Origin of the sequence: Paraburkholderia sp. 22099 (assembly GCF_052045835.1) — a bacterium.
GTDB lineage: Bacteria > Pseudomonadota > Gammaproteobacteria > Burkholderiales > Burkholderiaceae > Paraburkholderia > Paraburkholderia terricola.
This window is the reverse complement of the sequence record NZ_JBQEPU010000023.1, coordinates 1-12,268: the sequence shown is the minus strand read 5'-3', so window position 1 is coordinate 12,268 and position 12,268 is coordinate 1. Positions and strand designations below refer to the sequence as shown.

Below are 12,268 nucleotides of genomic sequence, written 5' to 3'. Positions count from 1 at the left end.
ATACTACGTAGCCCGTCGGCCGTCTTTTCTACGATGAAACTCAAAGCCAAGATTGTCCTGCTGGCGATCGTGCCCTTCCTGGCGGCCATCGCGAGCATCGAAAGCGGCGTTCGCCATGAGGCGGTCGAACTCGCCAGGACCCAGCACGCGACCACCCAGGCCGCGTACATGGCGAGCAAGGAAGTCGAACTCAAGCATTACGTCGAACTGGCGACCACCGCGATCGCGCCGCTCTACGAGGCCGCCCACGACAATGCGCGCGACGATGCCTTGCTGCGCACGCGCGCGCTCGACGTTCTGGAAAGCATGGACTTCGGCCGCGACGGCTATTTCTTCGTCTACGACATGCATGGCCGCTCGCTGATGCATCCGCGCGAGCCGAACCTGGTGGGCCGCGATCTTTCGGAGTTGCGCGATCCGCAAGGCACGCCGACCATCCAGCGTCTGCTCGCCGCAGCCTCGCGCGGCGGCGGCTATGTGCGCTACATGTGGCATCGTCCGTCGACGGGCAAGCTCGCCTCGAAGCTCGGCTACGTGGTGCCGCTCGAACGCTGGGGCTGGATGATCGGCACCGGCATCTATCTCGACGACGTGGATCTCGCGCTGGCGCGCATCGACCGGGAAGCTGCGGCCAACATCGATCGCACGATGATGTGGATCGACGCGATCGCCGTGGCGGGGCTCGCGGTAATCGCGCTGTGCGCGCTCGTGCTCAACTTCACCGAATACCGCAGCGCCGATGCCAAATTGAAGCGGCTCGCGCGGCAGGTGGTGGAGTCGCAGGAAAACGAACGGGCGCGTTTGTCGCGTGAACTGCACGACGGCATCAGCCAGATGATGGTCTCCGTGAAGCTGCTGCTCGAATCGGCGCTCGCGCGTTTCGAGCGCAGCGAAACGCGCGTGCCCGCCGCGGAAGCCGCACTGTCGACCAGTCTCGCGCGGCTCGGCGACACCTTGCGCGAGGTGCGCCGCATTTCCCATGCGCTGCGTCCGTCGATGCTCGACGACCTCGGCGTCGCGGCCGCATTGGAACAGCTCACGCGCGAACTGAGCGAGCAGTCGGGCATCGAAATCGGCTTCACGCAAATCACGCACACCCATGCAGCGGTGTTGCCCGAAGCGGTCAACACCGTGCTGTTCCGTATCGCGCAGGAAGCGCTGACCAACATCGTGCGCCACGCGCAGGCGTCGAGCGCGGCGATGGCGCTAGAAATCTCGAACGACGCCGTCACGCTCTCGATCGCGGACGACGGCCGCGGCTTCGACGTCACGCATGCCTTCGTCGGCCGGCGCTCGGGCGTGGGTCTGCGCAACATGCGCGAGCGGCTCGAAGCGCTCGGCGGCAACCTGTCGCTCAGTTCGCAGCCCCGCCATACCCTCGTCACCGCCCGCGTGCCGCTCGGAACGGGCGAGCCTCGAAACGAGCCGCAATCGCCGGCCTTGCAGGATATTCGATCATGAACGACACCCCACCCGCCGTCGCCCGTCTGATTCTCGTCGACGATCATCCGCTCGTGCGCGACGGTTTGCGCGCCCGGCTCGAAGCGGTGCGCAACATCGAAATCGTCGGCGAGGCGGGCAATGCGCAGGAAGCGCTCGCGCTCGCCGCCAGTTGCGAGCCGCACCTCGTGCTGATGGACGTGGGCATGAACGGCATGAACGGCATCGCATTGGCCGGCATGTTTCATGAACGCTTCCCGGCCATTCGCGTGCTGATGCTCTCGATGCACGACAACCTCGAATACGTGACCCAGGCGGTGCGCGCGGGCGCCAGCGGCTATGTGCTGAAGGACTCCCCCGCCACCGAGATCATTCAGGCGATCGGCGCGGTGCTCGACGGCAAGCAGTTCTTCAGCGCGGGGCTCGGTGCGCGTCTGATCCAGGCGTCCGCGATGCAAGCGCCGATTGAACGGCTCACGCCGCGCGAGCGCGATATTCTCGACGCGCTCGCGGAAGGGCTGTCGAGCAAGCAGATCGCCCAGCGCAATGATCTGTCGGTGCGCACGGTGGAAACGCATCGGCTGAATCTGAAACGCAAGCTCGATATCGAAGGTCAGGCGGAACTGATCAAGTTCGCGGTGGAGAACCGGCGCACGCATCGTGGATCTTGAGTCCCGCACCGCAATCGCCGCATAATCGGCAAGCCCCCTAACCGGAGCGGACGACGATGAAACGCCTGATCCCGATGCGGCTGGCGAGCCTGCTGATCTGCTTGGCCGCGCTGCCGATCGCGCATGCCGATGCGGAAGAACCGCGCATCAACCGCGGCCACGACCCGTTCTTTCAGATTTCGCAAGCGATCGGCGAATGTCCTGTGCCGTTGGGCCCGCTCGAAACCGAAAAGGAATGGCTCGACGACAGCCATTACCGGATCGAACGCGGCAATAGCTGCTGGGTGGAGGGCCGCTGCCGTTTGCCGAACGCGTACCTGTACGACAAGGAAATCGTGGAGGCCGTGCAACGCCGTCTCACGAACATCAATTTCGCCACGCATTGGCGCGAACAATCGACGCTGTGGCTGACGTTGCAACGCCGCTTCATCTACGTGGAGGGCTGCGTTGCGCCTGGCTTCGACAAACGCGCCTTTCTCGCGGAACTCGCAAAAACCGCGGACGTGGAGCGCGTGATCGACAACACGACGAAGAACCCGCGCGCGGCGCGATTGCCCTACAGGACGCTTTCGGAGCCGGACAGGCCGGTGCTCGATCCCGGCAACTAGCTCACAGCCGGATCGCTAGTCACCCACGCCATTACGCGTCGCCATTGTCAGGACCGCGCCTTGCTACGCAGCAAAAGACACGGGTTCAGCGAGGCACGCTTAGTGTGAGAAAGAAGTCCGTCCATGTACGCATCGGCATTTCCGGCTGGCGTTATGAAGGCTGGCGCGGCGTCTTTTACCCGGAAGATCTCAAGCAGGCGAGAGAATTGGACTTTGCTTCGCGCGAGGTCGAGACGATCGAAATAAACGGCTCGCATTACTCGCTGCAAAGCTTGAACAGTTATCGGAGCTGGTACGAAGCCACGCCCGCCGAGTTTGTTTTCAGCGTCAAGGGACCGCGTTATCTCACGCATATGCTGCGCTTTCGCGACGAAACCGCGCGGCCGGCCATTGCCAACTTTTTCGCTTCCGGCGTGCTGGCGTTAAAAGAAAAGCTCGGCCCGTTCCTTTGGCAATTCCCGCCGAACTTCAAGTTCGATGCCGAACGGCTCGAACGATTCTTCGCGTTGCTTCCTCGCGATACGGAGTCGGCCGCGGCGCTGGCGCGTCAGCACGACGCCCGTGTAAAGACGCCTTATTGCGTAGTTGAACGCAAACGGCGCTTGCGGCACGCCATAGAGATTCGCCATCCGAGCTTTTGCACGCCCGACTTTCCGGCGCTGCTGCGCAAGCATCGGGTGGCCGGTGTGATTTCCGATTCCGTCGCCGAATGGCCCTATACCGAGGACGTGACGGCGGACTTCATCTACATCCGCTTGCACGGCACGGAAACGCTTTACGGCGGACAGTACGCCGATCCGGCGCTCGAACGTTGGGCCAGCAGAATAGCAACATGGGCCGCGGGAAAAGAACCGGACGACGCGCAACGGTTCTCACCCGCACCGGCGCCGCTGCGCAAAAGCCGGGATGTGTTCTGCTATTTCGACAACGACAAGAAAGTTCAGGCGCCATTCGACGCGAAGCGCCTAATGAGTCTTCTGGCGAAAGCCTAGCGTTTACCGCCCTCAGCGAACCAGCGAGAACGCTTCCCGAATGGCGATTTCACCCGCGCCATATACGCCGACCACGGTGTAGTCCGACGCCACGCATTCGAACGTCGACGCCTGAAACGTGAGCACGAAATGGCGCCGCGCGAGTTCCGCCGAAGCGACCGCTGCAATTTCGGCGGCCAGCGACGAAGCGATAACCTCGTGAACCGAGTACCCGGCCAAACCTTGCGACGCAAGCGGATGAATGCCGAGATCGCTATCGCCGGGCGGACCCAAACGATGAAACGCAGTGTCTGGAAATAGCACCGCGCAAAACGGATCGTCGTCGGGATCGAATGGCCCGAAGCGTTCGAAGTCGGATTCGGCGATCGGATAAGCCAGAATCACCCGCCGGTCGCTGGCAACGATGAAAGGCTCGGCGGCATCCGCCGCCGGATGAGGAACGGAGTCCAGCAGGACGACGTGATCTTCCTGCTGGGGTAGTTCGATACTGGTCATCGGCTTCACGACTCCGATGCGCTTACGCGCTGGCTTGCACCGTCGAGCTTTGCGGCGCTGCGGCAACGCTCGCCGCACCGGCCTTGCCGCTAGCGGCGGTTTTAGGCGCCTTGCCTGCTGCCCTGGCCGACCGCTTCGTGGCTGCTTTGGTTGCGGTGAGCTTCTTCGCGGCGGGTTTGACGGCGCGTTTTTTTACCGCGACTTTCCGGGTTGCCGAGGTTGCCGAAGTTGCCTTCTTTGCCGCGGTCTTTCTCGAAGCGACAGCCTTCTTTGCCGCGGCTTTCTTGCTCGCTGCGCCGCTGGCGGCCGCCGATTTCGGTTTGCTTGCGTCGCTCGCCGCCGTTGCACCACCGATCAGGAATTTGCTGCGGTCCTTGACGGTTGCCAGCCATGCAGGCGCCGGGCCACGTCCGCTCCAGGTAGCGCCGGTTTTCGGGTTCAGATACTTGGGAGGTTGCGCGCCTTTTGGCTGACCTTTGCCGCGCTTCGCTCGAGTGACCGGGCTCTTGACCGCGGAAGTGGATTCGCTCGCGCCCTCGACCAGGAATTGAGTACGGTCTTTCACGCCGGAGATCCAGCCCGGTGCGCGGCCGTGGCCGGTCCAGGTCGCACCGGTCTTGGGGTCGCGGTACTTCGGCTTGCCCGAGACGGCGGCTTTTGCCTTGCCGTTTCCTGCATGTCCATTCAGCGCTTTCGCGGCGCGCCTCGCTTTCGCGCCCGCTTCGATATCGGCGGTAGTCAGGCCGTGCTTGAGCATCAGGTCGCGAATCTGGTCGACTGCGATTTGTGCTTTCCTGGCAATAAGGACATCGGCTTGCGCCTGGAGCTTCCTTAGCTTCGCCTGGATTTGATCTAACGTGGGCATTTGATTGCTCCTTATGTGGTAATCGATCGAACTATGCCACGAATGGCGAGAGAAAGGCAGATCCTGCGACTATAAAGACACACGTCTTAATCGATTACGCATTGGGTGCAGTGCGAATCTTTCGAGCTCACTACGAAATCGCCGCATTGATTTTGTCTTTCCCGTGTCTTTCCTCCCGTGCCTTCTTCTCCTTTCCAATTCTTCGACCCACTTACGTCGGCGTAAAAACGACGGCCTGGCGATCGGCGATGTACCTCACGCTACGCATGAAGCGGTACTGCTGATCGTCGGCGGTTATCCGGTTGAGTCCGAGGCGCGTCAACGCCAGCATCTCATCGGCCTGGAAAGCGGCCACGACGCCGTGGTCCGTCAGGTCCTCCAATGCGCCGGACGGATCGCCGACATAAACGCTGCGCACCTGCGTGCCGATCCGCATGAGGATCACACTTTCGCCTTCGTCGAGCGCCAGTTCGAGATAGCGCGCAAGTATTCGCAACGATTCCGGCGTGCAAGCCTGGGGCTGATAGATCACAGCATTCGAGCGCGTCATTTGCATTCCCCGTCACCCACATGAAAGAACCCGCCCGCCACCCGGCGGCAATAGCCGCTTCTACTATAGGCAAGCATTCGGAGATTCACAGGGCCATAGTACTTTTTTTATTGTTTCGATGGGCCCGCGCGGGGAAAGAACTGAAAGAAACGCTATCGGAAGGAGAAACCGGCCGCCCGGCGGCGACGGATTTCGCGCGCCGGAAACGCCTTAAACCCAAAGAACCCGATGTAAGAGCAGACGGCGCAATATCAGCAAGCGAGACTCAATAGCCGAATAACCGGACGCCGCCGGCGGCGTTTACGCGATCCGTAGTCCGTGATCCGGCAGAATCTCTTGAGTGGTCACGAAGCGATGTTGTTTGACTGCGTCGTGAAATAACCGGTAATCGCTTTTCTCGAACGCTGCCGTCCAGCGAGGGCGCTCGCCGGTATCATCGTGCGATTTCAAGCCAGTGGCTTTGTATTTCCACGAGCCGGGGCCCTTGGGCACATAGTTCGGAATCGACTCCTTCAGGCCGGGAATGGCGCCGGCTTCCACCGCCGCGCAAATGGTCAACAAGCGTTCGTTGTCGTCCCCATGCCGGTTGGTGTCGAGCAGGCGCGTGAGCGCCTCTTTCACGTCATGCGGCAGGCCGGGCTGCGTGTCGAAATCTTCCCGGCCCGCTACATGGGCACGCACCGCGCGGCAACTCATTTCAGCCGCCTGCATGAACTCCGGCAAATTGTGTCTTTCAACGCGAATGTTCCTGCCGTCGACGTAATGCCATTTTGCCCACGGCTGGTCAGGATAGTGCAAGGCCGCGCCGTGACCGACAGGCAGCGCGATCGTCAGCACGTCCTCCTCGATATGCTCGATCAGATGCCGAGTGGCGCGGCCCAGGCGGGCAAGCCAGCCTTCGTGCGTGCAATCTTCCGCTACCAGCGAACTCACCCGGTTCGCCGGACTTTCGATGCCCGCGAAGCCCTGATGCGCCCAGGTATCGACATACGTGTGAAGCGTCACACCGAGTCGATGTAAACCCGTATCGGCGTCTCGCTGCCGGATCGCGCGCCGCACTACCTCGCGCGCGATTGCGCTGTCCGGCCGGCACACGGCTTTTTCGTGCAGCGTTTCTCCTTCACCGGCCGGCAGAAAATGAAACGGCGTCCATACCAGCCGGTTCTGGTCGTCCTCGGTATTGGCGTAGTCGAATAACCTGTGCGCAGTGGCAAAACGCTCGAAGGTCTCGCCGCCCGCAAAGCGCAGTATTCCCGTGGTGGTGGCGTCGTCGACATACTGGCACGCGTGCGCCACCGTGAGCGCCTCGCGAGCCGTCATGCCGCCAACACGGGCGACGATGTAGACCACCCCATAGTGAAAGTCGATATTCATGACGGGCGCTCCTGAAGCGCGGGGAATGACAGCGGGGTTTATCGGCTGCGCGGTGAGCCGCGCTGGAGCGGCGGCGCATGAGCATGAGCACGTAGTAAACGACCGGGCGCGGCGGGTCTTTAAAGAACTCGCCGCCGATGCCTCTCCAGACGCTGAACGCCTCTTCTCTCGCATGAACGAGAAGACTCGCGACAAACGGACATTGAATGACCGGCGTTTATCTTCTTGCACGGTCCGTTTGCTTGATCACGTTTTCTTTCTTGCAGGCATTCGTCATGCGAAACGTCATGCAAAACGGTATTGTCGACGCTTTTCGCGCTTGCCGGATCAAAACGCCCAGACGGTCTTTTCCAACAAAAAGCCCCGCTGCGATCTTCACAGCGGGGCTTGTTCCTTGCGCGTTGCGCGCTTTTACTTTTCGATGCCGACCAGTTCGACTTCGAAAGTCAGATCGCTGTTCGGCGGAATCGGACCGACGCCGCGTTCACCGTAAGCGGTCGCCGCCGGGCAGGTCAGCTTGGCCTTGCCGCCGACCTTCATCTTCTGCACGCCTTGCGTCCAGCACGGAATCACGCGATTGAGCGGAAACGTTGCGGGGCCGCCGTGCTTCGCGGAGCTGTCGAACTCGGTGCCGTTGGCGAGCGTGCCACGGTAGCTGACCTTCACGACCGAGTCGGCGGCCGGCTGCGCGCCCGTGCCCTGCGTGAGATGTTCGACGACCACGCCGGAAGGCAATTTCTCGGTGGTGGGAGCAGCGGCCATTGCCGTGGAAGAAAGAACAGCCGCGGCAACCAGGGCACCGACAGATTTCAAGGCGAATTTCAAAGCGAGTCTCCAGGTGGAAAGTGCGGGTCATTGTAGCGGATGACATGTTGCCCAGCGCCGCGCGGCGACGCAAGCAATCACACATCCCGTTGCAATTGAACGCCGCGGAAGTGGCACGAAGAATGCTGACTCGCTCGCATGCGATTCATACGGCGTTCGGGACGGCTCTCTTCACGTGCGGATAACACATGACCACTGACAACATGGAACCGGAACTCGTCGTCGAGGACCGCGCCGAGCGTTCGTGGATGAGGCGGCTCGGCCCGGGCCTCATCACCGGCGCCGCGGACGACGACCCCAGCGGCATCGGCACCTACTCGCAAGCCGGCGCGCAATTCGGCTACGGGTTGTTATGGACGCTGCTGATCACCTACCCGCTCATGGCGTCGATCCAGTTGGTCTGCGCGAGGATGGGACGCGTGACGGGCAGTGGGCTCGCCACGAACCTGCGCCGCCACTACCCTGCCCCGCTGTTATATCTCGCGGTACTGATCCTGCTGACCGCGAACATCATCAACATCGCCGCCGACCTCGCGGCAATGGCAGCAGCCGCGACACTGGTGATAGGCGGGCCGGTTCAACTGTATGTCGCGTTGTTCGGCACGGTGTCCTTGTTGATGCAGGTCTTCATTTCGTACGAGCGTTACTCCGGCATTCTGAAGTGGCTGACGCTCGTGCTGTTCGCCTACGTCGCGATCGTTTTCGTGATTCCGATCGACTGGAAGACGGTCGGCCTGAGCATCGTCAAGCCGCCGATCCAATGGTCCGGCGACTATCTCACCACCGTGATCGCGGTACTCGGCACCACGATCAGCCCTTACCTGTTCTTCTGGCAGGCCTCGCAGGAAGTCGAGGAGATTCGCTCGGAGCCCGCACAGCGTCCGCTATTGCGCGCGCCGATGCAGGCGTCGGTGCAACTGAAGCGGATCAACCTGGACACATGGGTCGGCATGGCCGTTTCGAATGGCGTGGCGTTCTTCATCATGCTGGCGGCGGCCGCCACGCTGAACGTGCATCACGTCGAGGTGAAAACGACCGCCGACGCCGCCACTGCGCTCAAGCCGATCGCCGGCGATCTGGCCTTCGCGCTATTCAGTGTCGGGATCATCGGCACGGGTCTGCTGGCTTTGCCGGTACTCGCGGGGTCCGCCGCCTACGCGGCAGCGGGCACGATGCGATGGAAGAACAGCCTCGCTTTGCAGGTGAATCTGGCGAAACAGTTCTACGGCGTGATCGCCTTGGCGATTCTCGGCGGCATCGCGCTCACGTTCATGCATCTCGATCCGATCAAGGCGTTGTACTGGAGCGCGGTGATCAACGGAATCGCGGCCGTGCCGATCATGGCCCTGGTGATGTTGATGGCGGGCAGCAGCAAGGTGATGGGGCAATTCGCGGTGACCGGCTGGTTGCGCTGGATGGGGTGGACCGCGACCGTCGCAATGGCGCTGGCCGCGCTCGGCGTTGTGTGGCCGGATTGACTCGGTGCGGTTTGGTCGCCGCGTTGGGCTCGTTGGGCTCGTTGGGCTTGTTGGGCTTGTTGGGCTCGTTGGGCTTGTTGGGCTTGTTGGGCTTGTTGGGCTTGTTGGGCTTGTTGGGCTTGTTGGGCTTGTTGGGCGCGTTGGGCGCGTTGGGCTCGTTGGGCTCGTTGGGCTCGTTGGGCTCGTTGGGCTCGTTGGGCTCGTTGGGCTCGTTGGGCTCGTTGGGCTCGTTGGGCTCGTTGGGCTCGTTGGGCTCGTTGGGCTCGTTGGCGCGTTGGGCTCGTTGGCGCGTTGGCGCGTTGGCGCGTTGGCGCGGTAATCGACGCAAGCTGTCGGCGCGATCAATCGAGGCTCTGCACCACGTAGTCGCCCGCCATCGCATCGCCTCGCGCGTTGAAGTCGGCCAGTACCGTCTCGCGCGCACGAACGTCGGTCAGCACGGCCGGATCGAGTAGCGCGGTGATGACTTCGTCGCGCTCGCGGCCCGCCTCGGTCAGCACATCGCCGTACGGGCTCCAGATCGCGCTCGAACCGCACGTCGACCAGCCGCCGGTCGTGCCGACGTGATTCGACATGAGCACGTACACGGTGTTGTCGAAGGCACGCGCCGGAAACCAGATGCGTGACTGGTGATAACCGCTCTTGACGCTAAAGAGCGCGCTCACCAGGTAAGCGTGCGCGCCGTTGAGCGCGGCAAGCCGGGCATGTTCCGGAAAGCCGGAGTCGTAGCACACGCCGAGTGCGAGGCGCCAGCCGTCGAGTTCGAGCATGCCGCCGTGCGTGCCCGGCCGGTAGATTTCCGTCTCGCTACGGTAGAGGTATTGCTTGTGATAAGGCTCGATCTGCTCGCCGCGACGGTTGAACACCAGCGAGGAAATACGAAGCCCGTCCGCGCCGCGCGTGGCCGCGCCGACGACGACGGCAATCTCCCGCTGACGGCACACCTTGCGAATCGGTTCGAGCCGGGCATCGTGTGCATCGAATGCATAGTTCGTTGGATCGCCGGCAATCAGGTCGGGCTCATATCCGCTCAGGAATTTCTCGGGGAATACCACCAGCTTCGCGCCGTGATCGGCGGCGAGGCGGGTCAGTTCGACCGTTCTTGCGATGTTGGCGGTGACGTCGCCCGAAACGGGTTGAGCCTGGGCCGCCGCGATTCGCAACGACGTTTGCGGCAACGATGCCTGTTTGTTATTCAACGCGAACTCCGTTATGAATGGACCATTGCGTATGCGCCCGCTTCTGACTGTCAGCTTTCGAGAGCGGCGAGCGAAGCCTCGGCATTTAAACACGGACACCGTGGCGCGCGTTAGTGCCAGGGTACCGGGTCCGCGGGTCCAGAAGACATCCACCAGCGTCGACTCGTCCGAACTCTCGATGCGGCGCTTTCGCGCGATTGCGCGCGTTCGGGGCGGGTGTTTCGGGAGCATCCCGCACAGCAGAAAAGCGCGCGGCAATTGCAGGCGTCGAGGGGTCTTTTCCATGAGATCTTCCGCAATCACGATAGCGGCAATCCGCTGCTCGATCAGGCCGATGCGGAAGTGCTGTTGCAGGAACTCGACGCCCGGCGCATTCGTACTGCGCGCAAACGCATGAACGCGAGCCGCGTGGTCATTACGCGGCCCAAAAACCCGACACCGTTTGCGCGATCTTCGATCCGGCGCTGCGTTGTCGTGCGTGTGTCTGATTTGTTGCTGTCGGCTCGTTTGCTGTGAGCGGCCCGGCAGGTGTGCGCTTGGGCCCGACGTCGGAACGGGAGGCCGGTTGCCCGGCCGCCCGAAGCCTGTCCGCATTTTTGCGGGCGCCGCGTTAGTGGCCGCGGCCACCGCCGCCGACGCCGCCGCCGAAGCCGCCGCCACGGCCGAAGCCACCGCCTTGGCCTTGACCGCCGTTGCCTTGACCGCTGCCGCCTTGGCCACCGGCGTGACCACCGCCGCCTTGACCGCTGCTGCCCTGGCCACCACCGCCTTGGCCACCGCTACCTTGACTGCCACCGCCTTGACTGCCACCGCCTTGGCCAGCGCTGCCATGACCGCCGCCTTGGCCACCGCCGCCTTGACCGCCGCCGCCTTGACCGCCGCCGCCTTGACCGCCACCACCTTGGCCTCCGCCGCCTTGGCCACCACCGCCTTGGCCACCACCGCCATGACCGCCACCACCTTGGCCACCGCCACCTTGGCCACCGCCGCCTTGACCACCACCGCCATGACCGCCGCCGCCTTGACCACCACCGCCTTGACCTCCACCACCTTGGCCACCGCCGCCTTGACCACCACCACCTTGGCCACCCCCGCCATGACTACCACCGCCATGACCACCACCGCCATGACCGCCGCCACCTTGACCACCACCACCTTGGCCACCGCCGCCATGACCGCCGCCGCCTTGGCCACCACCGCCTTGGCCACCACCACCTTGACCACCACCACCTTGGCCACCACCGCCTTGGCCACCACCACCTTGACCACCACCACCTTGGCCACCGCCGCCATGACCACCACCGCCATGACCGCCGCCGCCTTGGCCACCACCGCCTTGGCCACCACCTTGGCCACCGCCGCCATGACCGCCACCACCATGACCGCTGCCGCCATGACCGCTGCCGCCATCCCCTCCGCTACCTGTTCCTCCACTGCCAGTGCCACCACTCCCAGTCCCGCCACTCCCAGTCCCACCACTTCCAGTCCCACCACTCCCAGTGCCACCACTTCCAGTCCCGCCACTTCCAGTCCCGCCACTTCCAGTCCCGCCACTTCCAGTCCCGCCACTTCCAGTCCCACCACTCCCAGTCCCGCCACTCCCAGTCCCGCCACTCCCAGTCCCACCAGTCCCAGTCCCGCCACTTCCAGTCCCGCCACTCCCCGTCCCGCCACTTCCAGTCCCGCCACTCCCAGTCCCACCACCCCCACTCCCACCACCCCCACTCCCACCACCCCCACTCCCACCACCCCCAACCCCACCACTTCCTGT

General features: G+C 63.2%; 12 protein-coding genes and 1 pseudogene. 6 read left to right on the top strand and 7 right to left on the bottom strand.

Features of this window, described 5'->3' with window-relative positions; genetic code table 11:
• Positions 1 to 33 precede the first annotated feature (33 nt).
• The 4 genes from ACTJLC_RS21395 (at position 34) to ACTJLC_RS21380 (ending at position 3,711) form a co-directional block, all read left to right on the top strand.
• Positions 34 to 1,461: a cache domain-containing protein gene (locus ACTJLC_RS21395; protein WP_073430211.1), complete on the top strand. Its 1,428-nt coding sequence runs from the start codon at positions 34 to 36 to the stop codon at positions 1,459 to 1,461.
• Positions 1,458 to 2,111, top strand: coding sequence for a response regulator (locus tag ACTJLC_RS21390; protein ID WP_073430212.1), 654 nt, complete (start codon positions 1,458 to 1,460; stop codon positions 2,109 to 2,111). The genes ACTJLC_RS21395 and ACTJLC_RS21390 overlap by 4 nt, the downstream gene beginning before the upstream one ends.
• A gap of 56 nt (positions 2,112 to 2,167) precedes the next feature.
• Positions 2,168 to 2,719 (top strand): hypothetical protein, encoded by a 552-nt coding sequence (locus ACTJLC_RS21385; RefSeq protein WP_073430213.1) that lies wholly within the window; start codon positions 2,168 to 2,170, stop codon positions 2,717 to 2,719.
• Positions 2,720 to 2,823: 104 nt separating this feature from the next.
• A complete protein-coding gene (locus ACTJLC_RS21380; RefSeq protein WP_310129462.1) occupies positions 2,824 to 3,711 on the top strand; it encodes a DUF72 domain-containing protein in 888 nt (295 codons plus the stop codon).
• A 12-nt stretch (positions 3,712 to 3,723) separates the two neighbouring features.
• On the opposite strand, the gene ACTJLC_RS21375 is transcribed toward ACTJLC_RS21380, so the two are convergent.
• The 5 genes from ACTJLC_RS21375 to ACTJLC_RS21355 form a co-directional block, all read right to left on the bottom strand.
• Positions 3,724 to 4,206 carry a hypothetical protein gene (locus ACTJLC_RS21375; protein WP_073430215.1) on the bottom strand — a complete coding sequence of 161 codons (483 nt, stop codon included), beginning with the start codon at positions 4,204 to 4,206 and terminating at the stop codon, positions 3,724 to 3,726.
• Positions 4,207 to 4,228: 22 nt separating this feature from the next.
• Positions 4,229 to 5,071, bottom strand: coding sequence for an H-NS family nucleoid-associated regulatory protein (locus ACTJLC_RS21370; RefSeq protein ID WP_073430216.1), 843 nt, complete (start codon positions 5,069 to 5,071; stop codon positions 4,229 to 4,231).
• Between the two features lie 211 nt (positions 5,072 to 5,282).
• Complete coding sequence (locus tag ACTJLC_RS21365; protein WP_073430217.1) at positions 5,283 to 5,621, bottom strand: hypothetical protein; 339 nt, start codon at positions 5,619 to 5,621, stop codon at positions 5,283 to 5,285.
• A 300-nt stretch (positions 5,622 to 5,921) separates the two neighbouring features.
• On the bottom strand, positions 5,922 to 6,995 hold the full coding sequence (locus tag ACTJLC_RS21360; RefSeq protein ID WP_073430218.1) for a DUF6765 family protein: 1,074 nt from the start codon (positions 6,993 to 6,995) through the stop codon (positions 5,922 to 5,924).
• Between the two features lie 411 nt (positions 6,996 to 7,406).
• Positions 7,407 to 7,757 carry an FKBP-type peptidyl-prolyl cis-trans isomerase gene (locus ACTJLC_RS21355; RefSeq protein WP_176035791.1) on the bottom strand — a complete coding sequence of 117 codons (351 nt, stop codon included), beginning with the start codon at positions 7,755 to 7,757 and terminating at the stop codon, positions 7,407 to 7,409.
• Between the two features lie 251 nt (positions 7,758 to 8,008).
• On the opposite strand from ACTJLC_RS21355, the gene ACTJLC_RS21350 reads away from it, so the two are divergent.
• The gene (locus ACTJLC_RS21350; protein WP_073430219.1) at positions 8,009 to 9,298 is read left to right on the top strand and encodes an NRAMP family divalent metal transporter; all 1,290 of its coding nucleotides are present in this window, start codon (positions 8,009 to 8,011) and stop codon (positions 9,296 to 9,298) included.
• Between the two features lie 341 nt (positions 9,299 to 9,639).
• Here ACTJLC_RS21350 and ACTJLC_RS21345 read toward each other — a convergent pair whose 3' ends face one another.
• Positions 9,640 to 10,590 carry a carbon-nitrogen hydrolase family protein gene (locus tag ACTJLC_RS21345; protein WP_244746110.1) on the bottom strand — a complete coding sequence of 317 codons (951 nt, stop codon included), beginning with the start codon at positions 10,588 to 10,590 and terminating at the stop codon, positions 9,640 to 9,642.
• 61 nt (positions 10,591 to 10,651) lie between these two features.
• On the opposite strand from ACTJLC_RS21345, the pseudogene ACTJLC_RS21340 reads away from it, so the two are divergent.
• Positions 10,652 to 10,944 (top strand): annotated as a pseudogene (locus ACTJLC_RS21340) (DNA ligase-associated DEXH box helicase); the annotation flags it as partial.
• Between the two features lie 971 nt (positions 10,945 to 11,915).
• On the opposite strand, the gene ACTJLC_RS21335 reads toward ACTJLC_RS21340, so the two are convergent.
• The coding region (locus tag ACTJLC_RS21335) for a hypothetical protein (RefSeq protein WP_440845103.1) at positions 11,916 to 12,268 on the bottom strand (353 nt) is incomplete at its 5' end.

Excerpts from the sequence above, each read along its gene's own strand:
- ACTJLC_RS21370 (WP_073430216.1), bottom strand. The coding sequence starts at position 5,071 with ATGCCCACGTTAGATCAAATCCAGGCGAAGCTAAGGAAGCTCCAGGCG.
- ACTJLC_RS21350 (WP_073430219.1), top strand. The coding sequence starts at position 8,009 with ATGACCACTGACAACATGGAACCGGAACTCGTCGTCGAGGACCGCGCC.
- ACTJLC_RS21385 (WP_073430213.1), top strand. The coding sequence starts at position 2,168 with ATGAAACGCCTGATCCCGATGCGGCTGGCGAGCCTGCTGATCTGCTTG.
- ACTJLC_RS21355 (WP_176035791.1), bottom strand. The coding sequence starts at position 7,757 with ATGGCCGCTGCTCCCACCACCGAGAAATTGCCTTCCGGCGTGGTCGTC.
- ACTJLC_RS21390 (WP_073430212.1), top strand. The coding sequence starts at position 1,458 with ATGAACGACACCCCACCCGCCGTCGCCCGTCTGATTCTCGTCGACGAT.
- ACTJLC_RS21375 (WP_073430215.1), bottom strand. The coding sequence starts at position 4,206 with ATGACCAGTATCGAACTACCCCAGCAGGAAGATCACGTCGTCCTGCTG.
- ACTJLC_RS21360 (WP_073430218.1), bottom strand. The coding sequence starts at position 6,995 with ATGAATATCGACTTTCACTATGGGGTGGTCTACATCGTCGCCCGTGTT.
- ACTJLC_RS21365 (WP_073430217.1), bottom strand. The coding sequence starts at position 5,621 with ATGACGCGCTCGAATGCTGTGATCTATCAGCCCCAGGCTTGCACGCCG.
- ACTJLC_RS21395 (WP_073430211.1), top strand. The coding sequence starts at position 34 with ATGAAACTCAAAGCCAAGATTGTCCTGCTGGCGATCGTGCCCTTCCTG.